This window comes from Haloferax profundi (genome assembly GCF_001469865.1).
Lineage (GTDB): Archaea > Halobacteriota > Halobacteria > Halobacteriales > Haloferacaceae > Haloferax > Haloferax profundi.
In genome coordinates this window covers 1-23,493 of sequence record NZ_LOPV01000104.1, presented here as the reverse complement: position 1 = coordinate 23,493, position 23,493 = coordinate 1, and the positions used below count along the sequence as shown (strand labels likewise).

Here is a 23,493-nt window from a genome sequence, read left to right as displayed (position 1 = left end):
GGACGGTCCCGGTGTGGGACGACATCGGTGTGCCGGACCTCTCGGACGCGGGCGACCCGGTCGAACGCGCCGCGCGCTTCGCCGAGACGCTCGCCGGTGTCTGCAAGCGTGCGAAAGACGAGTTGCTGACGAAGTCCGAGTTGACCCCGGAGGAGGCCGCCCGCCGCGACCGGTTACAGGAACTCCGCTCGGAACTCACGTGGTTCGTCGAAGACTACCGCGACCCTCAGAGTCCGACGACGTGGGTCGTCGACCAGCACGACGGTGAAGGGTCACCCATCGCCATCAAACCGCTCGACCCGGCGAAGTACCTCCAGCACACCGTCTGGGACCGCGGAAACAGGTTCGCCCTCCTGTCGGCGACGATCTTGAACAAAGACGCGTTCTGCCGGTCGGTCGGACTGAACCCCGCGAACGTCGCACTCGTCGACGTTGGCCACACCTTCCCGGTCGAAAATCGCCCGCTGTACGACGTGACGCAGGGGAAGATGACCTACGAACACCGCGACGAAACACTCCCGAAAATCGCCCGTCTCGTCGTCCGTCTGATGGCGAAACACCCCGACGAGAAAGGGCTGATTCACTGCCACTCCTACGCGATTCAGGCTGAACTCCGCCGCCGCCTCGCCGAGATGGGCCTCGGCAACCGTATCCACGCCCACGACCGAGACAACCGTAACGCCGAGTTGGAGACGTGGAAGGCCACAGACGACCCGGAGGTGTTCCTCTCGGTCAAGATGGAAGAGGCACTCGACCTGAAGGGCGACCTGTGTCGCTGGCAGGTGCTGTGTAAGGCACCGTACCTCAACACGAACGACTCCCGCGTCGCCCGCCGCCTCGAAGATGGACAGTGGTCGTGGTACCGACGTACGGCCTTGCGGACTGTCATTCAGGCGTGTGGCCGGGTCGTCCGTGCGCCCGACGACTACGGCGACACCTACATCGCCGACAGCAGTCTCCTCCAGTTGTTCGAGAAGACGCGCCGCGACATGCCCGACTGGTTCGCAGAGCAAGTTGACCGGATGACGAACCCGAACCTCCCCGAGTTCGACCCCGTCGCCGCCGGCGGACGCGGGAGCAATGCCCACGGTGACCATTCGAGTCTCGGCAGTGCAAATCTCGGTGGGCAGTCGTCGCAGCGTTCGCAGTCCCGGTCCGGTGGTCGGACTGGGGGGTCGGGGTCGAACAGCACTCGGGCGAGTGGAACGGGCGGGGGACAGTCGACCCGGCGCAATCGCTCTGACTCGGGGGAGTCCGACGACGAGAGTCGAGATAGTCACCCGCTTTCGGACGTGTGGGGCGAGTGATTACAGGATGAAACTGACTCCGTAGAACAGCGTCGACCCCATCATCAGTGCCACGAGCGTCAGCGCGATGAGTTGCTGGCGGTCCATGTCTGTTTTCTCGGGAATGTGGTAATTAACGCTTGTGCACCGGTTCGCGTGACTGATAACGGCGTGAGCGGTTGCTGGTAAACGACGGACGTTCGTCGGTGAGCGACCCTGCCGGGACCCATCGGCGGCGTTCGAGTCTCACTGACGTCGTCGGCAACGTGTTAATATGCGATATTATTTCGTAAAACTGGTAAAATACTCACTCCGTCCAAGGGTTCTCGTCGCTACGACACAAATCTTCAATGATTGTTAATGGTCTTGGGCAGATTGAGTGCGATATCGATGTCCGGTCTACAATCGTAAATCTATACTGTCCTTAATTATGTCTTTGACACGCTTTCTCACGAAATAGTTAACACCAAGGGCATTGATGTTGGGGTATCGGTCATGCACTCCAACGCACTCGCCACGGCGATCACACTGTATCGTAGTGGAACACTGACGCTCTCGCAGGCGGCGACCCGCTCTGGGTTCTCCGAGGACGAACTTCGTGTTGCCCTCCAGCGCCACGGCGTTCCGGTGCGCGAGGACGATGCACCTGTCACAGCAACGTCTACCGACCACTCGGCGAGTGCAGACTGATTCGGCCCTCCCTTCGACGCCGTACTCTTGGTTCTCGCGGCGCTGACTCTCGACAGCGACTGTTTTAGAAAATCTCCGCGTTCTGTTCGAGCAGCCGCTGCTTACTCGTCTGCGTCTTCGACTGCTTCGTCTGGGAGGATGTGGAGTCCCGACTGGCTCTTCAAGACCGGTACCATCGCCGCGTCTGGGTCGAAGTAGTCCGGTCGTGGGATGGTCTTCGACTCGAACGTCACGGGGTCTAGGACCTGTACCGCGTACTCGTCTTCGACGGTGACGACGGTGGTCTCTTCGGCGTCTTCGGTCGACCCGAGGTGTTCGGCGTCCGGTCGTTCGCCGTCTTCGAAGGCGGACTCGTAGTCTTCACCGGAGGCGAGACGAACTCCCTTGAGGCGGCCACGGTTGCTCCTGACGAGGACGGGGCCGTCGCCGTCTTCGGGGTCGATGACGTCGCCGGCGGTGTAGCGGGGGAGTCGTGCGACGAACGTGACGCGGTAGACTTCGTTCCCGTCGCCGTCCTCGGTGACGAGCGTCGGGTGCTCCTCGATGGTTCCGCCGAAGCGTTCGCGGATTTGCTTGGCGACGCCGCTTCCCATCTGATTGGTCGAAATCTTGATGTTCGGGCCGTTTGGCGTCCGTTTGATACTCGAGATGAACGCGTCTCGGTCGCCTTTCTCCTCGCGCTCTGCGATGTACGACTCGGCGATTTCGATGGCCTCTTCGGCCTCTTCTTTCGTCGGTGTCCGGTCGTCTGCGCGGACCTGTACGAGACTTGCGAAGTACCCGCCGGCGATGCGGCCACAGCGCTTGCACGTCTCGCGCGAGATGCTCACCGGCACGACGATAGACTCGTCGACTGGCGTGCCGCGGACGATGCCCGAGAAGTGACAGTGCATCCGGATGTTGTTCTCGTCTACCTGCTCGGGTTCGACGCCCCAACTGACCTCCTGGGCGTTGAGGTGGACGCCGAGGGAGTTCGATACCTCTTCGATGGCGATGTCGGTGTAGTCACGGGCCCCGACGTCGACCCATCGGTTACCGCGCTCAATCGCACCGCACTGTGCGCAGACGTGGACCTGTACCTCGTCGGGTGCGTCGACGAGGTCGAAGTCCTCGAAGTAACACGAGTCGCAGACGACGTCGTCTCGTTCACGAGGCATCCCGGGAAGTGGGTCCTCCCGCTCCGGGATGGGGTCCCCACATCGGGGACAGAAGTCGCGAGATTCGCTCATTGGCGGGTCTAGTCCGTTCGACCGCTTAAGTTCCGCGCCACGCTTCGACGGTCGGTCTACTCTTCGACTTCCTCTGGTTCGAGGTATTCGGCGGCCTCCTCGTCAGACACCTGCGAGAAGTCGCGATAGAACACGCCGACGGCACCGAACGCTTCGGGCGCTTCGACGGTGACGACTTCGTCGCACTCGTCTTCGAGTTCTCTGACGGTGTTCGGCGGTGCGACGGGAACCGCGAGTACGACGCGTTCTGCGCCGGCGGCGACGACCTGCCGAAGACACGCGCGAGCGGTCGCCCCCGTGGCGATACCGTCGTCGACGACGACGACGCGCTTTCCTTCCACGTCGGGAAGTGGGTCGCCGCCGCGGTACAGCGAAACTTTCTCCCGTGCGGTCTCTGCCTCGCGTTCGCGCTCCCTGTCGAGGTACTCGTCGGTCACGTCGAAGTACGAGAGCAAGTCTTCGTTCCACCACGCGCTTCCGTCGCCGGCGACGGCCCCGAGCGCCAACTCTGGATTGCCCGGTGCGCCGACTTTCGTCGCGACCACTACGTCGACCGGTGCTCTGAGTCGGTCGGCCACTTCCCTCCCGACTGGAAGTCCTCCCCGTGGGATGGCGAGGACGACGTCCGCCTCTTCGCCCCGTTCATCGAGCAGGTCGGCCAGCCGTCGACCCGCGTCTTTTCTATCGGCGAACATGTTTTCTAGAGATAGGTGCCCGGCCGGGAAAACAGTGTGTCTCGGTTTCTGTCGATTGCGAACTGCTGTTCAGCAGCCGTTCTGGTTGAAATCAACGTGTGTGCGCCCGTCGTCCGCTGTCGAGATATCGATGTAGAGCCGCTCTTCTGGTCCATCTTCGCCGACACAGTCTGGGTAGAAGTGGTACGGTGCAATTCGTCTTCGGACGTTGAGGATGTCGATTCGGACGACGTACGGGCGACTCTCGGCGATGTCGTCTCGCTTCACGACCGACGCCTCGGTGTCGGACGCTGCTGGGATTTGGATTTCTCCGTCGAAAACGGTTGCTTCGTCCAGTTCGTCGGCGTTCTTCCGCAGGAGTTCTAGCCAGACGAAACGACGTTCTTGGTCCCGATTGATGATGGTCACGTTGAGTTTCTTTCCGAAGTTCGAGAGCGCAGAACACCCGGCTATCGCCGTGGTGGCGATGGCTCCGGTCGAGGCCAGAAAGTGACGCCGATTCATGTCTACTAACTGATGAAGTGGTAACAAAAACCTCCGTATTACCGACTCGCCCTCACTCCCAGAGCGTCGGTTCCGGAACCTCCTCGTCGGCCGCCTCACGCCACGAGTGGGCGGGTTCCCAGTCGAACAGCAGTTCCGCTTTCACCGTCGCGAGAGCGGATTCGTCGCCATCGAGGGTACACTCGTCGGGCAGTTCACCCCAGAACTCCTCGACAGCGTCGGCGGTTGGCCGCCCGAGGTAGTTCTCTGCGGCCGCCGCGTGAACCGCCTCGTGCCCCTCGGCAGGTGTGTCGAGGGCGGCGGCGACGAGTCCTGCAACGTCGCGCACGTCCACGTAGGACCAGCAGTTCCCTGCACCGCCCGCGAGGTCACCCGACGACGCAATATCGCGGCAGTTGTACTCGCCGGGATACTGAATCCACGACGGCCGGATGGCACACGTCGAGGCGTCGTGCTTGCGGGCGACCATCTTCGATATCTCCTCACCGGCGACTTTGGCAGTCCCGTAGGGGTCTTCGGGACGGAGCGGGTGGTCTTCCGTAATCGGGAGGAAGTCGGGGAGCGGTTTCTCCTCGGCGAAGGCGAACCCGTAGGCACTCTCTGACGACGCCCAGACGATTCGTGCATCGGCGCGAGCAGCGGCGACGAGGACGTTGTACGTCGATTGGACGTTCGTCTCGAAGACGCGACTGCCGGCGTGGCGGGTCGGCGACGGGATTGCCGCCCAGTGGACGACTGCGTCGGGGTCGACCGCAGCCATCAGGTCGGCCACTTCGCCCATGTCCGTCAGGTCGGCGGCGCGGAAGTCGAGGTTCTCGCGGGCGTCGACTTCGAACCCGGGGTGGTCTAAATCGACGGCAACCACGTCGTAGTCGTCGGCGAGTCGGTCGGTAATCCAGCGACCGGAGCGCCCGAGGGCACCGGTGACGATGACTGTCTCCATACGTGGCCGGTGTACCGCAGTCGTGCTAAATCCACGCATTGCAGCACGATTCCGCTGCCAGTGTGCGAACCTATCGCACTCCAACAGCGTTTATTAGCCGGATTACTAATCACGGGGTATGGAATGGAAACCGGACTGGGGACTTCGCGGGCGCATGGCGTTCACGATGTTCCTCTTGTTCGCACTCTACATCGTCTTCGCGGGGGTGTTGGTCGCCTACTTCCAGAACCTGACCATCATGGTCGTGTTCATGGGCACCTTCCTCTTCGCCCAGTTCTTCTTCAGCGACAAGATTGCACTCTACAGCATGGGTGCGCACGTCGTCGACGAAGACGACGGGCCACAGGCGAAGAAACTCCACGCGATGATTGGCCGCCTCTCGCAGCAAGCCGACCTGCCCAAGCCGAAAGTCGCAATCTCGGATACGTCCGTCCCGAACGCCTTCGCGACGGGCCGGTCACAGAAGAACTCGGCCGTCTGCGTCACTACTGGTCTCCTGCGCACACTCGACGACGACGAGTTAGAGGGCGTCCTCGCGCACGAACTCGCGCACGTGAAGAACCGCGACGTGATGGTCATGACTATCGCGTCGTTCCTCTCCAGCATCGCCTTCCTCATCGTTCGCTGGGGTTGGTTCTTCGGCGGCGACGACAACCGCCAGAACATGCCGGTCATCGTCGCCATCCTCGCCTCGCTGGTCGTCTGGATTATCTCCTACCTCCTCATTCGGGCCCTCTCGCGCTACCGCGAGTACTCGGCAGACCGCGGGGCCGCCATCATCACGGGTCGCCCGTCGGCGCTGGCGTCCGCCCTACTGAAGATTTCGGGCCGGATGGAGAACGTCCCGAAGCGTGACATGCGCGAAACCTCCGAGATGAATGCGTTCTTCATCATCCCCATCAAGTCCGACTTCATCGGTCGCCTGTTCAGCACGCACCCCTCGACGGAGAAGCGTGTCGAACGCCTCCGCGACATGGAGCGCGAGATGGAGACAATCTGAGTCGGCCGCTGTTTTTCACCCCCGGTTTCGCCCCACGACGCTAAGTTACCGCCACACCTAGCGGTGGGCATGGGACTCTTCGATTCGCTTCGCGCCGCCCTCGGCATCAGCGCCGAGTCGGACGCGACCAGTCGGGCCGACCCCGACGACCTCTTCGGCATGAGTACGGCGTATCTGACGATGGAAGCGGACCTCGGGTTCGACTCGGCCGACGAGGCGGCCCTCTGTTTCTCCTCCGTAGACAGCACCGACTTCGCGGACACCGTCGACTCCGTCGAGGCAATTCTCAGTGCCGGGGGTGAAGAGACCGGCACCGAATTCAAACGCCACACCGACGGTCACGGCTACAACTGGGTCGTCCTCGCGGACGACGACCCCGAGGACCTCGTGACGAGCGTCCACTTCGCCGCCGACGAGTTCATCGAGCGTGGCTACGGGTCGCGTCTCCTCGCGGCGCTCTTCGGATTCCGGAAAGGCGGCGACCGCGTCTACTGGATTTACTCGTTCCGCCGCGGCGCGTACTACCCGTTCGCGCCGCAAGGGACCTCGAAGCGGAACCAGCAACTGGAGTTCAAACTCGAATCCGTCCTCGACGGCGAACTCGAAATCGAAGACGACGAGGGATACTGGTACCCGCTGTGGCCCTCGACGCCGTCCGGCCACCCGTGGGAGTGACACCCGCGTCTGCGTACTGATTTTCCACGCTTCTCCACGTCGCTAGCGCGACATCCGACTTCAACCTCCGTCAGACGTTCGTCATCGGGTCGCCGCAGTCCCCCGATTTCACTTTCACCTTGCTGTTAACGAGGGTTTATGTGGGTATAGGCGGAACGACGGTGTATGGCAGAAGACGACCTCGAAAGTCTCCCCGGCGTCGGCCCGGCGACCGCCGACAAACTCGTTGAGAGCGGCTACGACAGCTATCAGTCCATCGCAGTCGCCAGCCCTGGCGAACTCTCGAACAAGGCCGACATCGGCTCCAGCACGGCCTCGGACATCATCAACGCCGCCCGCGACGCCGCCGACGTCGGTGGCTTCGAGACCGGTTCGATGGTCCTCGAACGACGCAAGCAAATCGGCAAGCTGAGCTGGCAAATCGACGAAGTCGACGAACTCCTCGGTGGCGGCCTCGAGACGCAGTCCATCACCGAAGTCTACGGTGAGTTCGGTGCCGGTAAGTCCCAGATTACGCACCAACTGGCCGTCAACGTCCAACTTCCGCCCGAACAGGGCGGCCTGGGTGGCGGGTGTATCTTCATCGACTCCGAAGACACGTTCCGCCCGGAGCGTATCGACGACATGGTCCGTGGCCTCGAAGACGACGTGCTCGAAGCCACGCTCGCAGACCGCGAAATCGAAGGTTCCGTCGACGACGAAGAGACGATGCAGGAACTCGTCGACGACGTCCTCGACAAGATTCACGTGGCGAAGGCGTTCAACTCCAACCACCAGATTCTCCTCGCCGAGAAGGCCAAGGAACTCGCCGGCGAGCACGAAGACACCGACTGGCCGGTTCGCCTGCTCTGTGTCGACTCGCTCACCGCCCACTTCCGCGCCGAGTACGTCGGCCGTGGCGAACTCGCCGAACGCCAGCAGAAGCTCAACAAGCACCTCCACGACCTGATGCGCATCGGTGACCTGTTCAACACGGGCATCCTCGTGACGAATCAGGTCGCGTCGAACCCCGACTCCTACTTCGGCGACCCGACCCAGCCTATCGGTGGCAACATCCTCGGCCACACCTCGACGTTCCGCATCTACCTCCGCAAGTCCAAGGGCGACAAGCGTATCGTCCGCCTCGTGGACGCGCCGAACCTCGCCGACGGCGAAGCAGTCATGCGCGTACAGGACGCCGGTCTGAAGCCCGAATAAGGCTCACTCTCTACTCTCCGTTTTCACCGTTCGGGAGCGGAGCGACCGAACGGGCCGAGGAGCGACCACCGGGAGTGACGAGGCTTTTGGTCCAGCTTTTGCCGAGGGCTGCGACGCAGCCCGCAGCGCAAAAGGTGGGCGTGTACAGGACGGCGGTCTGAAGCCCGAATAAGGCTCTTCAGACGACCCCATCTCTTTCCCCCCTTTCTGACGCCGCCGAGCGACCGCTATCGGCTCCTCTCTCTGTTTTTCAGATTGCTTCCAAACACACGCAGACCGACTGGGCTACGTGGGACGACCAACTCGATTCGAGGCGTCGTTTCCGCACGAACCGGCAAACGGAGTCTCGTTCGAGGAGCCGCGCTCGTGCTATTTTCTCACATGTGGCACAGTTTATCTCACTTCTCACAATGTTGGAAACAGGGTGCAATACTACCCCCGTAGCGGCCGATATCTCAACCAAGGTGAACACGATGACACAACGAATCGCAGTGGTCGGTGGTGGTACAGGTGGCACGGTGGCTTCGAACCGCCTCGCCGAAGAACTCGCCGCGGAGATAGACGCCGGCGACGTCGAAGTCACACTGGTGTCAGACGACACGAAGCACGTCTACAAGCCGGTGTTCCTCTACGTCCCGTTCGGTCTCGCAGAACCCGAAGACGGCGTTCGTGACCTCCGCGAACTCGTCGACGACCGAGTGAACATCGTCACCAACCGGGTTCGCCGCGTCGACACCGACGAAAAGCGCCTCTACTGCCAGGACGGTGACGAGGTCATCGAGTACGACAAACTCGTCCTCGCGACCGGCGCGAAACTCGACCCCGACGCAGTCCCCGGATTCAAACAGGCCGCACACCACTTCTACAGTGCCCGCGGTGCAGAAGAACTCCGCGAGGCACTCGCCGACTTCGAGGGTGGCCGTCTCGTCTTGAGCGTCGTCGGGACGCCCCACATGTGCCCGGCCGCACCGCTCGAGTTCACGCTCATCGTGGACGATTGGCTCCGCGACCAGGGGATTCGTGCAGACACCGAACTCGTCTACACGTACCCAATCGACCGAAGCCACGGCAAGCCTGAAGTCGCCGAATGGGCCGACCCGCTTCTCGCCGAACGCGACGTTCGCGTCGAGACGGAGTTCGTCGTGGACGCTATCGACCCCGACGACCGGGTCATCACCGCGAAGAACGGCGAAGAACTCGCCTACGACTTCCTCGTGGGCATCCCGCCACACCGCGGTGACGAGATGATTATCGAGTCGGGCCTCGGCGACAATGGCTGGGTCGACGTCGACCAGCGAACCTTGCAGGCGAGCGCCGATCCCGACGTGTACGCCATCGGCGACACGGCGTCGCTCCCGATTCCGAAAGCCGGCAGTGCGGCGCACTTCCAGGCGTTCACCGTCGCGGAGCGACTCGCCTCGCAGGTCCGGGACCGCACGCCCACGAAAAAGTACGACGGCAAGACCGTCTGTTTCGTCGAGACCGGACTCGACGAGGCGTCGTTCGTCTCGTTCGACTACGAGACGCCCGCGACGATGCGGCGACCGTCGAAGACCATCCACTGGGCGAAACACGCGTACAACGAATCGTACTGGCTGACCGCCAGAGGAATGCTCTGAGGTGAGGACGATGCAGGAACAAGAAAACACCCAAACGACCGAACAGCAGGTCCCCGAGGAACTCGTGGCGGCCATCGAGAACAACCCCGAAGAAGTCGCCGTGCTCATCGAACGACTCGGCCTCATCAACGACCTCATCGACGTGGTCGAACTCGGTGTCGGTGCCGTCGACGACGAGATGGTCCACTCCCTCGCGCGCACCGGCAGCACCCTCGCCGAAGTCGCAGACGAGGCCGCCGAACCGGAGACCGTCGCAGGCATCAAACGCCTGCTCAACGCCGTCGGCGACGCGGAAGAAGCAGACGCCAAACCCGTCGGTGCGATGGGACTCGTCCGCGCCACCCGCGACCCGAACGTGAAGTCCGGCCTCGGCTACCTCATCGCGCTGGCCGCGGCGCTCGGCGCGCAAGCGGACGACGAGAAGTAAGCGTCGAGGAGTCCGGTCGGTCTACGCGTCGTCTTCGGTCTTCGTCTTCTCGATTTCTATCTCGCCGTCGTGAATCTTCGCGCCGTCCTGTGCGACCTGTCGCGCGAGGACGGCACACTTGATTCGCATGGGAGAGATGTCCACGCCGAGCATCTCGGTGATGTCGTCGGTGTCCATCGCGTCGAGTTCCGAGAGCGTCGTGCCCGGGAGTCGTTGCGTGAGCATGCTCGCGGACGCCTGACTGATGGCACAGCCATCGCCGGAGAACGCGACGCGCTCTATCGTCTCGCCGTCGTCGGCGAGCTGCACGTCCATCGTAATCGTATCGCCGCAGGAGGGGTTCTCCCCCGTGTGGGTGAACGTCGGCGACTCCAGCCGACCGTGGTTGCGGGGGTTCTTGTAGTGGTCCAAAATCTGCTGACGATACATGTCTGAGCCAATGCCCATTGGTGTTCGTCGGGGGTACGCCCGAGCGCCGTAAAAGGGTTCCGGGCCGTCGAATCGCCCGATTTCACCGCTTACGCCGTGTCCGCTGCTGGCGACTCTGCGTCGTACTTCGTCCACTTCTTCTCTACGTCGCGGTTGGCGACGACGACGGTGTCTCCCTCGTCGCTCTCGAATCGCGTCTTTCGCAGTTCGATGGCCGAGACGGTTCCCGTGACCGGGTCGGCCTTCACACGGTCGCCGGGGTTGAAGTCGGGGTCACGGAGGAGATAGACGCCGGCGACGGTGTCGGCAATCATGTTCGACAGCGCGTAGGAGACGCCCAGCGCGATGAACCCGGTTGCGGTCCCGAGACTCGCCGCAATCTCTTCCATCCCCACGATGTTCAAGAGCGCCAGCGCCGTCCCGAACCACAGAAAGACGCCGGCGATGGCGACGCCGAGGTCCACGACGAGTTCCTGTTCTTCTGGATAGAGACCGTCCAGTGCGCCGCGAAGGAGGTACAGGATGACTCTGATACCGACGTACGCGAGGCCGACGAAGACGAGACCGGCGAGGACCTTCGGTGCCGCGTCGCGAATCACGTTGCCGAACTCGACGAGTGTGCTTTCGAGGACGTCGAAGACGAACCCGGTCACCGATTGGAGCATACGGTCGGTTGTCGTATCAGCGGGCTATAGACATTGTCCCACCTGGTGACAGGCCACGTCCCCGACGTTGCTGGTCGCTGCCGAGGTGTCAGCAAAACGGCCTTCAGACTTATTGAGGTGTATTCAATGCGTACAGACGTTCACTCCACTCAGAACGTCACGTCACTATGAGCGACGACCCTCCATCTCCGAACTCGACCGACTGCGCCCTCCTCACGACGCGCCGTGCCTTCCTCGCCGGACTCGGCGCGGGCGCTGCTGGCACCGCTGGTGCACTCGCCGGCGTCCCCGACGTGCCCGGACTCGGAGGCGACCCCGACCACTCCGACGCCCACCACGTCCGCGCACTCGTCGCCGAGAACGACGTGACACACCGTGCGACAGGTGGTCCGTGGCGCGCCTCTGACTCGTGGGAAGAATCAGTCCCCAGTGACGATGCTCGCGTGCACATCCCGGCGGACGTGACGGTGACACTCGACCACGAAGCCACGCCCCGACTTCGGACGGTCCGCGTCGACGGGACGCTTCGGGTCGACCCGACGACGACGACGCTGCTCCAGCTCGGGACGCTCGTGGTCACAGAGACGGGGACGCTCGAACTCGGGACGCCCGAGAACCCAGTCCAGCGAGACGCCGGTGCGCGAATCACCTTCCTCGATAGGGGGCCGCTCGACGAGTCGGCAGACCCCGAACGCATCGGCCGTGGGTTACTCACGCTCGCCGGCGCGACGGTCCGCATCGCGGGTGAGTCCGTAACCCCTTGGCTTCGCCTCGAACGCTCCCCTCACGCGGGAGAGACCGAACTCCACCTCCCCGACTCACCGACCGGGTGGGAGACCGGAGATGCGCTCGTCCTCGCCGGGATGCACCCGGACCGAGACGAAGACGAAGTCGTGACGATTGCTGGTGTCGAGGGGTCACGGATTCGTCTCGACTCACCGCTCGAATTCGACCACGTCCCACCCCGTGAGTCGCTCTCGGGTGTCGTCGCCGCGATGGACCGAGCGGTGACGCTCGAATCGGAGTCGACGCGAACGAAGCGCCGCGGGCACGTGATGTTCATGAGCGACGACGTGCACGTCAGTCACGCCGCGTTCTCCGCACTCGGCCGGACCGACAAGTCGCGCCCCTTCACCGACCCGACGAACGGCGTCCCTCCAAAAGACGCCGACCCGAACCCACAGGCCCGTTACGCCTGTCACTTCCACCGAACCGGAACTGGCACCGAGAACCCTCCACGAGTCGTCGAAGGGTGCGTCGTCGACGGGAGTCCCGGATGGGGCTACGTCAACCACGCGAGTTACGTCCGATTCGAGGACAACGTCTCGTTCCGTGTCTTCGGCGCGGGGTTCGTCGCCGAGACGGGGGCCGAACGAGGGACGTTCCGCCGAAACCTCGCCCTGCGCTCGCACGGGTCCGGGTCGGTCCCCGACGGGCGGCAGTTCAAAGCCGGGTCGCCGGGGAACATCGACGACTTCGGCCACGGCGGCTATGGATTCTGGTTTCAGGGGCCGACTGTCGCCGTCGAGGACAACGTCGCCGCCGGGCACAGACACTACGGGTTCGTCTACTGGAACCGCGCGAAACCCGACGCCGACGTCTCGCCCGAGGCACTGGGTAGTCTCGTCGGGAACGTTCCGAACGTCCCTGTCGAAGCACTCGACGGCCAACCCGAACTCGCTCGCTCTGACCGCGTCGAAGACGGGATGGTCCCGTCGAGTTTCGTCCGTCTCGCCTCGTTCGCCCGCAACACCGTCTTCGCCTCCGGTGGCGGCCTCGACATCTCGCGGCACATGTTCACCTTCGCGCACGACCGAGTCGACGCCTACAGCGTCGTCGAGGACTTCACGGCCTTCAACATCGGGTCACACGTGAGTCAGTGGGACCGACTCAGACCGCCCAACGGACGCGGCGCACAGGGCGGCGAAAACGGCATCTCGATTCGCTATAGCGCCAACGTCGTCGTCCGGAACCCGACGCTCGTTTCGGGCGCGGGCGGCCGTCGCGGTGTCGGAATCAACCGCAACCACGCGCCGGCGAACGTCCACGTCGAGAACCCTGACATCGAAGGCTGGTTCGTCGGAATTCGTGCGCCACCTCGGGGGTCGGCACCCATTCGTGGCGGCCGACTCGACAACCACGTGGACGTGCACGTCATCGGCGGCACGACGGACCGCCGCTGGTCCAAAAAGCAACAGGTGGACGTCGAGAACGTCGAGTTCGCCGACGGCGGCCGCGCCGATACGTTCCTCAGTGCCGAACTCGACGACCACCTCTACGGCCTCTTCACCCCGGAGGGGCACGTCCGACGCGACGGTGACGAGGTGTACTTCGCCGAACAAGCACCGGAGTTCGTTCCGTTCCCGACGAAAGCCGACGTACAGGCCGCAGACCCCGGCGACGACCCGTTCGCGGACTTGAGCGACGTGTCGCCGAACGCACTCGTCGGGAAGTCGAACGCCGAGTTGTTCGACGCGTTCGGCCTCGCCGTCGAAGGGGCGGTTCGACCGCCAGACGCCGCCAGTCCCGCGGGCGTGGAAAACGGGTTCGTCGTCGATGGCGACGGCGAGTCGACTGCTCCTTCGCTCGGACCACTCGAACGCGTCCACTCTGCGGATGGGTCGATATACGAACTGGGCCGCCTCCGGTCCGACGAACCACTCTCCGTCTACGACGACGCGACGTTCTTGACCGTCCCCGGGCGATACACGGGACTCCCCTACGTCCGACCGGAACACGACGATGGCGATTCGTCGCGCCGGTCGTTCCTGACGCTCACACTCTCGTCACCCGCGACAGTCTACGTCGCCGTCGACACCGACTCGTCACCCGGATGGCTCTCGGGGTGGACCGACACCGGCGACACTATCGGCACCTCGGACGGGACGCGACGCGTCTACCAAAAAGCGTTCGACGCGGGGACGGTTCGACTCGGCGGGAACCCGGACTCGCACAGGATGTACACGGTGTTCGTCCGGGAACAGTAGCCCACCTGTTACGCTGCGCTCACTTCGTTCGCGGTGCAGTACGGGTCGTACTCAGGCGAACAGGTCGCGTGCGACTTCCAGCCCTTCGACCAGTGTGTCGACTTCCTCTTTCGTGTTGTAGATGTAGAAGGACGCCCGCGTGGAGGCCGCAGCACCCAGAATGTCGTGCAGGGGTTGCGTACAGTGGTCGCCGGCGCGGATGGCGACACCCTGCTCGTTGAGGATGCTAGAGAGGTCGTGGGCGTGGACGCCGTCGAGGTTGAACGCGACGAGGCCACCTCGGTCGTCGCCCGGCGGGCCGTAGATTTCGATGTCGTCGAACTCGCTCAGACGGTCGTAGGCGTACTCGGCGAGGAGTTCCTCGTGGGCCTGCACGTTCTCCATGCCGATGTCGTCGAGGTAGTCGACGGCAGCGGCGAAGCCGATACCTTGTGCGATGGAGGGGGTGCCCGCCTCGAACTTCCACGGCAGGTCTTCCCACGTCGACTCCTCGAAGGTGACGCGCCGAATCATCTCGCCGCCGTAGAGGTACGGGTCCATCTCGTCGAGGATGTCGCGCTTGCCGTAGAGCGCACCGATGCCCGTGGGGCCGCACATCTTGTGGCCCGAGAAGGCGAAGAAGTCGGCGTCGATGGCTTCCACGTCGACTGGTCGGGTCGGAACCGACTGCGCGCCGTCGACGAAGATGTAGGCGCCAACGTCGTGGGCCATGTCGGCGAGTTCGGAGACGGGGTTGACGGTGCCCAGCGTGTTCGAGACGTGGACGACGGAGACCATCTTCGTGGAGTCGTCGATGAGTTCCTTCGCGTGCTCCATGTCGAGTCGGCCGTCGTCGGTGACGCGGATGAAGCGCGCCTCGGCGCCGGTCTTCTTGGCGATTTGCTGCCAGGTGACCAGCGAGGCGTGGTGCTCCATCTCGGTGAGGACCACCGAGTCACCGGGACCGAGTTCGTTCAGGCCCCACGCGTAGGCGACGAGGTTCATCGCTTCGGTGGTGTTCTTGGTGAAGACGACTTCCTCGCGGCCGCCGGAGGCACCGACGAACTCGGCGACCCTGTCGTGGGCGTTCTCGTAGGCGACGGAGGCCTCTTGGCTCAGACTGTGGATGCCGCGGTGGACGTTCGAGTTGTACCCGTAGTAGTAGTCGACGATGGCGTCGACGACGTGCTTCGGGGTGTGACTCGTGGCCGCGTTGTCGAGATAGACGAGGGGGACGGTGTCGTCGTCGTGTTCGCCGGGCGTCGAGATGTCGCCGCCGACCTTCCGCTGGAGGATTGGAAAGTCCTCGCGGATGGCGTCGACGTCGACAGGGTACGATTCCTGCACTCCCATTGGGAGTGAGTTACCACCCGAGGCACAACACGTCTTCGGTCCTCGCGTTTCTGTGAAACTGAAACCCGTTACGCGAACTGGCATCCGTTGCCGGGACCGGTGACGACTGCAGGGCCTCCGCGAGAAATTGGTCGTCGTTTCGCGGAATGCTGACCTACGACGCGTACCGGTTCAGGTCTTGAAGGTAGCTGTACCACTCGACGACGCCAGCCACGGCGATGACGAGGACGGCGGGGTGTGTGGTCGATTGCGAGGGCACAGTCTGTGTCGTCGCTGTGGGGACCTATAGGTGTTAGCGAGGACGAATGTCCCGAGCGTGTCAATAAAGTAGTGGACGCGTCTCTAGGTGCGTATGTCTCCTTCGCCTCCTCTCGCCACGTCCAGTCTGGACGCACTCCCGATGCAACTCGCGGTTCTGAACACGGACGGTGAGATTCTCTACACCAACGAGGCGTGGCGTGAATTCGGCGACGAGAACGACTACGCCGGAGACTCTAGTTCTATCGGAACGAACTACCTCGGCGTCTGTGAAGTCGGCGACGGTGGAAACGGTGGAGGTGCCGCCAGTGGGATTCGGTCGGTCATCGACGGTGACAGAGACGAGTTCTCCTACGAATACCCGTGTCACTCTCCCGACGAGCGCCGGTGGTTCACGATGCGAGCGACCCGGTTCACCGACGACGAGGAGACGTACGTCCAGGTCGTCCACTTGGACATCACCGACCGGAAACTCGCCGAAATCGAGGCCGACGAGAAAGCGAACAGACTCCAGAACGTCGCCAGCATCCTGTCGCACGACCTGCGCAATCCGCTCGCTGTCGCCCTCGGCTACGCCCAGACGCTCATCGAAGAGGGTATCGCGACGGACCGTCTCGGCCGCGTCGTCGACTCGCTCGAACGGATGGACGAAATCGTCTCGGACGCACTCGTGCTGGCGAGGCACGATTCTGTCACACAGCGGGTGACGGTCGACCTCGGCACACGAGTCGAAGACGCGTGGGACCACGTCGAGACGGGTGGTGCGTCGCTGGTCGTCGCCGACTCCGCGACGTTCGAGGCGGACTCGAACCTCCTCGCCCACGTCTTCGAGAACCTGTTTCGAAATGCAATCGAACACGGGCGCGAAGACGACGACTCACCGCTGACCGTGACGGTCGGAACGCTCACCACCGACGACGACCGACCGGGATTCTACGTCGAAGACGACGGCGTCGGTATCCCCGCCGACGAACGGGACGAAGTATTCGAGGATGGATACTCGTCGGCGACCGACGGAACTGGCCTCGGACTCTCTATCGTCTCCCAGGTGGTCGAGGCCCACGGGTGGTGTCTCGAACTGACCGAGTCCGCATCGGGCGGCGCTCGATTCGAAATCACGGGTGTCGAACTGGGTACGTAACGAGACGGAACGAGACGCAGGAGCAGTCGCTCGCGGTGAGGAGAACACGAGAAAACCGGACGGCTGAGACGGCGTTATCGAAGCCAGAGGAGTTGTGCGTGGAGCGTGCCACCGACTTCGAGAACCGTCTCTTCGTCGACGAGGCCAGCGTCGATAGCGACGTTCACCGACTCTTCGCCGACGATGTTGGCGACGGTAGCGCGAGTGAGACTCTCCACGACTGCGTCCTGGTCGACTGTCTCGGCCTCTTCACCGCCGTAGAAGTCCTCGGTCACGTCGAGCGAGACACCGCCGTCGGTGTACGTCTCGCCGATGCAGTCGGCATCACAGACCGAGACGAGCAGTCCTTCCGGGGTCTCGCGTTCACGCAGGAGCATCAGTAGTCCTCGACGAGTTCCGCTTCGGCCTGCTCGCGAATGTCGTCGGCCTGTTGCTGGGCCTGTTCTGCTTCTTCTTCGCGACCGAGTTCTTCGAGGGCGCGCGCCTTCTCCTCGTGGACGGCGGGCGTCCGCATGCCGAGGCGGATGGCGTTGTCGAAGGCGTTGACGGCATCTTCGTTCAGGCCGCGTTCGTGGAGGAAGAAACCACGGTTGTACCACGCTTGCGCGAAGCGCGGGTCGAGTTCGACGGCACGCTCGGCGTGGTCGAGGGCGTCGGCGGTCTGGCCCGACTCCCACAGCGCGTACGCGAGGTTGGTGTGTGCCGTCGCGGCGTGTTCGCTGTCGTCGTCGACGCGGAGTGCCTCTTGATAGGCACCGACTGCCTCGTCCCACTCTTCGAGTTGGGCGTGCGCCGCGCCTTTGTTCACCCACGCCTCTTGTGCGATGGGCGAGTCCTCACCTGCGAAGCGTGCAGTCCGCTCGAACGCCTCGGTCGCCTCCTCGAAGCGGTTGATTTGCATGTACGAGAGGCCTACGTCGAGCAGTTTCTCCACGTCGACGTCCTCTGGGTCGATGTTTCGCTTGTCGAGGATGTCGGTCAGGACGCGCGAGTCGACCGGGTCGACCTTCGTCGGGTCCACCGTGAGTTCGGGTGGGTCGAGCGAGAAGTCGGAGTAGTCCTCGTCGAACCCCTGCCCTTCGGAGAAGCGGTGGGGTCGCTTGCCGTCGTCGGTCATATAGGCGCGATTGGGAGTCACGGCGGTTAAACGCTACGTCAGAGGCGCGACACCGACCGCTTTTTAGCGGCAGTCGGCGTACCACGGGAGAATGCAGGCCCCCTCGACGACTGTGGTCTCGTTCGTCCGACACGCCCACTCGCCGTACGTCCCCAACGCCGAGCGGAGTCGCGGGCTTTCGACCCGGGGACGACGCGATGCTGCTGCCGTCACGGCCCACCTGGCGGCCGTTGCGGACGTCGTCGTCACGAGTCCGTTCGAGCGCGCTCGCGCCACTGTCGAGGGTATCGCCGACGCCGCCGACGTTCCACTCGTCGTGGACGAGGACCTTCGAGAGCGCGAACTCGCCGGCGAACACGTCGAGGACTTCGACTCGGCCGTCGAACACCTCTGGGGGAACCCGGCGGCGTCACATCCCGGCGGCGAGTCGCACGCCGAGGCACAGGAACGTGGTGTCGCGGCAGTCGAACGACTCGTCGAGGCGTACCCGGGTCGCCACGTCGTCGTCGGCACCCACGGGACGCTCATGGCACTCGTGTTCAACGCGTACGACCCACGTTACGGCTACGAGTTCTGGAACACGCTCTCGATGCCCGACGTGTACGAAGCGACGTTCTTCGGTGGCGAACTCGCTGGAATCGTGCGAACGTGGGTGCCACCGGACGAGACGGCAGCAGGCGCCGGAAGCGACTGAGCGGCGGAAGCTTAACGTCTGTTTCCAGTCATCTATTTGCCATGCGCCTCTTCCTCGCCATCGACCTGCCGTCGTCGCTCTCGGAGGGTGTCGCGGCGGCGCAGGCGCGCTTCGAAGACGCGGGTGGTCTCCGATTCACCGACCCCGAACAGGCTCACGTCACGTTGAAGTTCCTCGGTGAGACGCCTCCAGACCGTGTTTCTGCGGTCGAAGACGCGGTCGAATCGGCCATCGACGCTGCCGGTGTCGACCAGTTCGACACCTCAGTCGGCGGATTGGGCGTCTTCCCTTCGCTGGACTACATTCGCGTCGTCTGGACTGGTATCGACGACGGGGCCACCGAGATGACGCGCCTCCACGACGAACTCGAACGCGAGACGACGACCATCGGGTTCGACCCCGAGAACCACGACTTCTCTCCGCACGTCACGCTCGCCCGCATGAACGACGCCCGCGGAAAGGACCTCGTGAGGCGCGTGGTCGAACGCGAAGACCCGGACATCGGGTCGTTTCGCGTGCGTGAGGTACGATTGAAGAAGAGCGAACTCGGTCCCGACGGTCCCGAGTACGAGACGGTGTCTCGATTCTCGTTGTAGCAACCGCACTGCTTCTCAGTCGTCGGCCGGTTTGCGTCGCTGTCGCCGGTCGACTGCCCGTCGGAGTTCGCCCCGAAGGGCGTCACGCTTGAACAGGAGGAACCCGAGGAAGATGAGGACGAACCCGGCAACCGTCGTCAGCGTCGGGACGCGGTCGAGGACGACCCACTCCGCGAGTGCGGCGAACAGCGGAATCACGTACTCCAAGAGGCTGACTTCGATGGGGCCGACCCGGTCGAGAAGCCAGAAGTAGAGCAGAAATCCGCCCGCGCCGGCGACGACGGCGAGGTATCCGGTTGCGACGAGCGTCGTCGGAACCCACACCGCGTCGGCGGCAGACTCCCACGGGAGCGCGATGCTCGTCACGTGGAGCGTCACTGCCCCGATGAGCATCATCCACGCTTGCACTGCGAGGAGCGACATGCCCGTCTCGCTGTCGTGCGTGAGGACGGCCCCGAGACCGAACGCGATGGCCGAACCGAACACCAGTACCGCACCGACGAGGCTCGACGACAGGAGGTTCTCTGGGTTCGGGTTGGCGATGACGACGAGGCCGAGGAAGCCGAGGACCAGACCGGCCACCTTGATAGGCGAGAGTCGCTCCCGCGTGGCGGTCAGACGGGTCAGTGTCGGCGTCGCCAAAGGGATGATACCGAGGAGGACAGACGCGACGGACCCGGGGACGTACACCTGTCCGGAGAACAAGAGGGCGTGGTGAGCGCCGATGCTGAACACGCCGCCGGCGAGAATCGGTCGCCACTCGTGTCGCGCCGCCGGGAGAAACCTGTCGCCGCGGGCGATGGTGAGCGCGAACAAGAGCACCGCTGCCACGTCGAACCGAATGGCGGCGAGGAACGCCGGCGGGACCGTTTCGAGGGCGAGTTCGGTCGCGAGGAAGGCACTGCCCCAGACCGCAGAGAGGGCGAGAAAGCCGACGAGTGTACGGACCCGACTCATTCACCCGGACTTTCCCGCCGACGATACTGAATGAGTCGATTCGGCCGGTACCCACCGACCCACGGGTGAATTCGACGGATTCGACCCTGTGGACGCCTCTCACACCTCTCAAACACGAAGGAACAAGATTTTATGCGGAGGATGGAAACTGTAGGCCACTATGGGTAAGAAGTCGAAGGCTAAGAAGAAGCGTCTGGCGAAGCTCGAACGTCAGAACAGTCGTGTCCCGGCGTGGGTCATGCTCAAGACCGACATGGAAGTTACGCGAAACCCCAAGCGTCGCAACTGGCGGCGAAGCAACACGGACGAGTAAGCAATGAGCGCAAACGACTTCGAGGAGCGCGTCGTCACCGTCCCGCTCCGCGACGTGAAGGCAGTCCCGTCCTACGAGCGTGCAGGCCGCGCGATGAAGATCATCCGCGAGCACCTCGCGAAGCACTTCAAGGTCGACGCCGACGACGTGCGTCTCGACCCCCAGATCAACGAGACCATCTGGGCAAGCGGCCGTCAGGACCCACCGAGCAAGTTCCGCGTCCGCGCCGCACGCTTCGACGAGGACGGCGAGTCGGTCGTCGAAGCCGAACCGGCAGAGTAAACGGTGCTCCGCGCCTCCTTCGCCGGTTCATCCTACATCGGCGTCTTCGCTCGGGCGACCGACGACGTCCTCCTCGTTCGCCCCGACGCCGACGATTCACTCGCCGAACGGATGGCCGAGGAACTCGACGTGCCGGTGGTCAAGACGACCGTCGGCGGGTCAGGAACTGTCGGTGCGTTAGCCACGGGTAACGAGAACGGACTGCTCGTCTCGAGCCGTGCGACGACCCGCGAAAAGGAGGCACTCGCCGAGGCCGTAGACATCCCCGTCTACGAACTCCCCGGTCGCATCAACGCCGCTGGGAACGTCGTTCTCGCGAACGACTACGGCGCGTACGTCCACGCAGACCTCTCCGACGAGGCCGTCGCGGCCGTCGAAGAGGCACTGGAAGTCCCCGTCGAACGCGGCGACCTCGCAGACGTTCGAACCGTCGGGATGGCGGCCGTCGCCAACAACCGTGGCGTCCTCTGCCACCCGAAGTCCCGCGAACCCGAACTCGAAGCGCTCGAAGCGCTCCTCGACGTTCGCGCCGACCTCGGAACCATCAACTACGGTGGACCGCTCGTCGGGTCTGGCCTCGTCGCCAACGACGAGTCGTACATCGTCGGCGAAGATACGACCGGTCCGGAACTGGGTCGCATCGAAGACGCTCTCGACTACATCGACTGAGGGCGTCTCGTCCACCCTTTTCGCGGCTCGTTCTCACCGTGAGTAGGAAGACTCTTCCCGCTCGCCACCCGACCGACGTGCATGAGCCAGTTCACTATCTCTGGACGCTTCACCAGCCGTGGAGTGACCCACGAGTTCACGAAAACTGTGGACGCACCCAACGAGAACGTCGCACGAGAACGTGCCTTCTCTCTCATCGGAAGTGAGCACGGCATCAAACGTACGAAGGTCGACCTCACGGAGGTGTCCGCAGCATGATGGGCGGCGGTCAGCAGCAACTCCAGCAGCTCTCGCAGGAACTGCAGGCACTCGACGAGGAAATCGAATCGCTCGAAGGCGAGGTCTCTGACCTCAACGACGAGAAGGCCGAAATCGACGAGGCCGTCGAGGCAATCGAGACGCTCGAGACGGGTTCGACCGTGCAGGTCCCGCTCGGCGGCGACGCGTACCTCCGCGCCGAAGTCCAGGACATCGACGAGGTCATCGTCTCGCTCGGTGCCAACTACGCGGCCGAACAGAACCAGTCTGACGCCGTCGAAGCACTGCGACGCAAGCAGGACATGCTCGACGAGGAGATCGCGAGCATCCGCGGTCAGATCGAAGAACTCGAAGAAGAGAGCGAACAGATCGAACAGCAGGCGATGCAGGCCCAACAGCAGATGCAGCAGCAGCAGATGCAGCAGATGCAACAGCAGATGCAGGGCGAAGGCGAAGACGGCGACGACGAGTAATCCTCACCCCCTATTCAGATGTTCGACGGACTGAAGAAGAAACTCAACCGCTTCCGGGAAGACGTCGAAGACACCGCCGAAGAGAAGGCTGAGGCGGCAGAAGCCGAGGCTGAAGCGGCCGACGCTGAGGCGGCCGAAGCCGACGCAAGCGCAGACGCAGACGTCGACGCGGAAGTCGACGAGACGGCGGCAGAGACAGACGGTATATCTGCCGACTCCGACGAAGCAGTCACTTCGACCACCGAGACAGTCGACGACTCGCAGGACGACGTTGCACCTGCCGACACATCCGCTCCCGAAGCGGAGACCGAAGACGACGCAGACGTCGACGGCGAGACTCCCGAGTCGCTCGCATCGGATGCGGCGAAGGAAGCACTGTCGACGAAAGACGAGAGCGACTCGTCGTCCGGCAAGAGTCGGTTGAAGCGCGCCGCCGCGTTCGCAACCGGGAAAGTCGTCATCGAGGAAGAAGACCTCGAAGACCCGCTGTGGGAACTCGAGATGGCGCTCCTCCAGAGCGACGTCGAGATGCAGGTCGCAGAGGAGATTCTCGAGACCATCCGCGAGAAACTCATCGGCGAGACGCGAAAGCAGGTCCAGAGCACGGGCCAACTCGTCGAAGAGGCGCTCCACGACGCGCTCTACGAAGTCATCAGCGTCGGTCAGTTCGACTTCGACCAGCGCATCGCCGAGGCAGACAAACCTGTCACCCTCATCTTCACCGGCATCAACGGCGTCGGGAAGACGACGACCATCGCTAAACTCGCCCGCTACTTCGAAACGCAGGGCTACTCGACGGTCCTCGCCAACGGTGACACCTACCGCGCCGGCGCGAACGAGCAGATTCGCGAGCACGCGGAAGCACTCGACAAGAAACTCATCACCCACGAACAGGGTGGTGACCCGGCGGCCGTCATCTACGACGCCGTCGAGTACGCCGACGCGCACGACATCGACATCGTCCTCGGCGACACGGCCGGTCGTCTGCACACGTCGAACGACCTCATGGCGCAGTTGGAGAAGATAGACCGCGTCGTCGGCCCTGACCTCACCATCT

At 63.5% G+C, this 23,493-nt stretch carries 27 protein-coding genes; 17 read left to right on the top strand and 10 right to left on the bottom strand.

The window, feature by feature from the left end:
• Together AUR66_RS05795 and AUR66_RS05790 are read left to right on the top strand one after the other, a co-directional pair.
• A partial coding sequence (locus AUR66_RS05795) for a helicase C-terminal domain-containing protein (RefSeq protein ID WP_058571545.1) occupies positions 1-1,307 on the top strand: 1,307 nt, incomplete at its 5' end.
• A gap of 474 nt (positions 1,308-1,781) precedes the next feature.
• Complete coding sequence (locus AUR66_RS05790) at positions 1,782-1,976, top strand: DUF7317 family protein (protein WP_058571542.1); 195 nt, start codon at positions 1,782-1,784, stop codon at positions 1,974-1,976.
• A 101-nt stretch (positions 1,977-2,077) separates the two neighbouring features.
• Here the strand turns inward: AUR66_RS05790 and AUR66_RS05785 are convergent, their stop codons facing one another.
• From AUR66_RS05785 to AUR66_RS05770, 4 genes are all read right to left on the bottom strand, one after another.
• Positions 2,078-3,205, bottom strand: coding sequence for a 60S ribosomal export protein NMD3 (locus AUR66_RS05785; protein WP_058571541.1), 1,128 nt, complete (start codon positions 3,203-3,205; stop codon positions 2,078-2,080).
• A 56-nt stretch (positions 3,206-3,261) separates the two neighbouring features.
• Positions 3,262-3,900 carry a phosphoribosyltransferase gene (locus AUR66_RS05780; RefSeq protein WP_058571540.1) on the bottom strand — a complete coding sequence of 213 codons (639 nt, stop codon included), beginning with the start codon at positions 3,898-3,900 and terminating at the stop codon, positions 3,262-3,264.
• A gap of 69 nt (positions 3,901-3,969) precedes the next feature.
• Positions 3,970-4,404, bottom strand: a complete 435-nt coding sequence (locus AUR66_RS05775; RefSeq protein WP_058571539.1) for a twin-arginine translocation signal domain-containing protein — start codon at positions 4,402-4,404, stop codon at positions 3,970-3,972.
• Positions 4,405-4,456: 52 nt separating this feature from the next.
• Entirely contained in the window at positions 4,457-5,347 is an 891-nt protein-coding gene (locus AUR66_RS05770; RefSeq protein ID WP_058571538.1) for an NAD-dependent epimerase/dehydratase family protein, read from the bottom strand.
• Between the two features lie 118 nt (positions 5,348-5,465).
• Between AUR66_RS05770 and htpX the strand changes: the two genes are divergently transcribed.
• The 5 genes from htpX to AUR66_RS05745 all read left to right on the top strand — a co-directional run bounded on the left by htpX (position 5,466) and on the right by AUR66_RS05745 (position 10,265).
• On the top strand, positions 5,466-6,347 hold the full coding sequence (gene htpX / locus AUR66_RS05765) for a zinc metalloprotease HtpX (RefSeq protein ID WP_058571537.1): 882 nt from the start codon (positions 5,466-5,468) through the stop codon (positions 6,345-6,347).
• Positions 6,348-6,416: 69 nt separating this feature from the next.
• The gene (gene pspAB / locus AUR66_RS05760; protein WP_058571536.1) at positions 6,417-7,022 is read left to right on the top strand and encodes a PspA-associated protein PspAB; all 606 of its coding nucleotides are present in this window, start codon (positions 6,417-6,419) and stop codon (positions 7,020-7,022) included.
• Between the two features lie 165 nt (positions 7,023-7,187).
• On the top strand, positions 7,188-8,219 hold the full coding sequence (gene radA, locus AUR66_RS05755; RefSeq protein WP_058571535.1) for a DNA repair and recombination protein RadA: 1,032 nt from the start codon (positions 7,188-7,190) through the stop codon (positions 8,217-8,219).
• Between the two features lie 473 nt (positions 8,220-8,692).
• A complete protein-coding gene (locus AUR66_RS05750; protein ID WP_058571534.1) occupies positions 8,693-9,838 on the top strand; it encodes an NAD(P)/FAD-dependent oxidoreductase in 1,146 nt (381 codons plus the stop codon).
• Positions 9,839-9,848: 10 nt separating this feature from the next.
• Complete coding sequence (locus AUR66_RS05745) at positions 9,849-10,265, top strand: DUF1641 domain-containing protein (RefSeq protein ID WP_058571544.1); 417 nt, start codon at positions 9,849-9,851, stop codon at positions 10,263-10,265.
• 21 nt (positions 10,266-10,286) lie between these two features.
• Here AUR66_RS05745 and sufU read toward each other — a convergent pair whose 3' ends face one another.
• Together sufU and AUR66_RS05735 are read right to left on the bottom strand one after the other, a co-directional pair.
• Positions 10,287-10,712 carry a Fe-S cluster assembly sulfur transfer protein SufU gene (gene sufU / locus AUR66_RS05740; protein ID WP_058571533.1) on the bottom strand — a complete coding sequence of 142 codons (426 nt, stop codon included), beginning with the start codon at positions 10,710-10,712 and terminating at the stop codon, positions 10,287-10,289.
• Positions 10,713-10,783: 71 nt separating this feature from the next.
• Positions 10,784-11,359 carry a mechanosensitive ion channel domain-containing protein gene (locus tag AUR66_RS05735; protein ID WP_058571532.1) on the bottom strand — a complete coding sequence of 192 codons (576 nt, stop codon included), beginning with the start codon at positions 11,357-11,359 and terminating at the stop codon, positions 10,784-10,786.
• 167 nt (positions 11,360-11,526) lie between these two features.
• Here AUR66_RS05735 and AUR66_RS05730 point away from each other — a divergent pair, with 167 nt between their 5' ends.
• A complete protein-coding gene (locus tag AUR66_RS05730; RefSeq protein WP_058571531.1) occupies positions 11,527-14,346 on the top strand; it encodes a G8 domain-containing protein in 2,820 nt (939 codons plus the stop codon).
• A 51-nt stretch (positions 14,347-14,397) separates the two neighbouring features.
• On the opposite strand, the gene sufS is transcribed toward AUR66_RS05730, so the two are convergent.
• The gene (gene sufS, locus AUR66_RS05725) at positions 14,398-15,672 is read right to left on the bottom strand and encodes a bifunctional cysteine desulfurase/selenocysteine lyase SufS (protein WP_231727768.1); all 1,275 of its coding nucleotides are present in this window, start codon (positions 15,670-15,672) and stop codon (positions 14,398-14,400) included.
• Positions 15,673-16,030: 358 nt separating this feature from the next.
• On the opposite strand from sufS, the gene AUR66_RS05720 reads away from it, so the two are divergent.
• Positions 16,031-17,077, top strand: a complete 1,047-nt coding sequence (locus AUR66_RS05720) for a PAS domain-containing sensor histidine kinase (RefSeq protein ID WP_058571529.1) — start codon at positions 16,031-16,033, stop codon at positions 17,075-17,077.
• Between the two features lie 74 nt (positions 17,078-17,151).
• Here AUR66_RS05720 and AUR66_RS05715 read toward each other — a convergent pair whose 3' ends face one another.
• Together AUR66_RS05715 and AUR66_RS05710 are read right to left on the bottom strand one after the other, a co-directional pair.
• Complete coding sequence (locus AUR66_RS05715) at positions 17,152-17,454, bottom strand: DUF424 domain-containing protein (protein ID WP_058571528.1); 303 nt, start codon at positions 17,452-17,454, stop codon at positions 17,152-17,154.
• Positions 17,454-18,194, bottom strand: coding sequence for a tetratricopeptide repeat protein (locus AUR66_RS05710; protein ID WP_058571527.1), 741 nt, complete (start codon positions 18,192-18,194; stop codon positions 17,454-17,456). The genes AUR66_RS05715 and AUR66_RS05710 overlap by 1 nt, the downstream gene beginning before the upstream one ends.
• Before the next feature lie 91 nt (positions 18,195-18,285).
• Here AUR66_RS05710 and AUR66_RS05705 point away from each other — a divergent pair, with 91 nt between their 5' ends.
• Positions 18,286-18,888 (top strand): histidine phosphatase family protein, encoded by a 603-nt coding sequence (locus AUR66_RS05705; protein WP_058571526.1) that lies wholly within the window; start codon positions 18,286-18,288, stop codon positions 18,886-18,888.
• 41 nt (positions 18,889-18,929) lie between these two features.
• Complete coding sequence (gene thpR, locus AUR66_RS05700; protein ID WP_058571525.1) at positions 18,930-19,484, top strand: RNA 2',3'-cyclic phosphodiesterase; 555 nt, start codon at positions 18,930-18,932, stop codon at positions 19,482-19,484.
• A gap of 15 nt (positions 19,485-19,499) precedes the next feature.
• Here the strand turns inward: thpR and AUR66_RS05695 are convergent, their stop codons facing one another.
• The gene (locus AUR66_RS05695; protein ID WP_058571524.1) at positions 19,500-20,441 is read right to left on the bottom strand and encodes a DMT family transporter; all 942 of its coding nucleotides are present in this window, start codon (positions 20,439-20,441) and stop codon (positions 19,500-19,502) included.
• A 160-nt stretch (positions 20,442-20,601) separates the two neighbouring features.
• On the opposite strand from AUR66_RS05695, the gene AUR66_RS05690 reads away from it, so the two are divergent.
• From AUR66_RS05690 to AUR66_RS05665, 6 genes are all read left to right on the top strand, one after another.
• A complete protein-coding gene (locus tag AUR66_RS05690; protein ID WP_007544136.1) occupies positions 20,602-20,754 on the top strand; it encodes a 50S ribosomal protein L39e in 153 nt (50 codons plus the stop codon).
• A 3-nt stretch (positions 20,755-20,757) separates the two neighbouring features.
• Positions 20,758-21,036, top strand: a complete 279-nt coding sequence (locus AUR66_RS05685; RefSeq protein ID WP_058571523.1) for a 50S ribosomal protein L31e — start codon at positions 20,758-20,760, stop codon at positions 21,034-21,036.
• 3 nt (positions 21,037-21,039) lie between these two features.
• Entirely contained in the window at positions 21,040-21,705 is a 666-nt protein-coding gene (locus AUR66_RS05680) for a translation initiation factor IF-6 (protein WP_058571522.1), read from the top strand.
• Between the two features lie 81 nt (positions 21,706-21,786).
• Complete coding sequence (rpl18a, locus tag AUR66_RS05675; RefSeq protein WP_058571521.1) at positions 21,787-21,963, top strand: 50S ribosomal protein L18Ae; 177 nt, start codon at positions 21,787-21,789, stop codon at positions 21,961-21,963.
• Positions 21,963-22,436: a prefoldin subunit alpha gene (gene pfdA / locus AUR66_RS05670; protein WP_058571543.1), complete on the top strand. Its 474-nt coding sequence runs from the start codon at positions 21,963-21,965 to the stop codon at positions 22,434-22,436. The genes rpl18a and pfdA overlap by 1 nt, the downstream gene beginning before the upstream one ends.
• A gap of 18 nt (positions 22,437-22,454) precedes the next feature.
• On the top strand, positions 22,455-23,493 hold a 1,039-nt coding region (locus AUR66_RS05665), incomplete at its 3' end, for a signal recognition particle receptor subunit alpha (protein WP_058571520.1).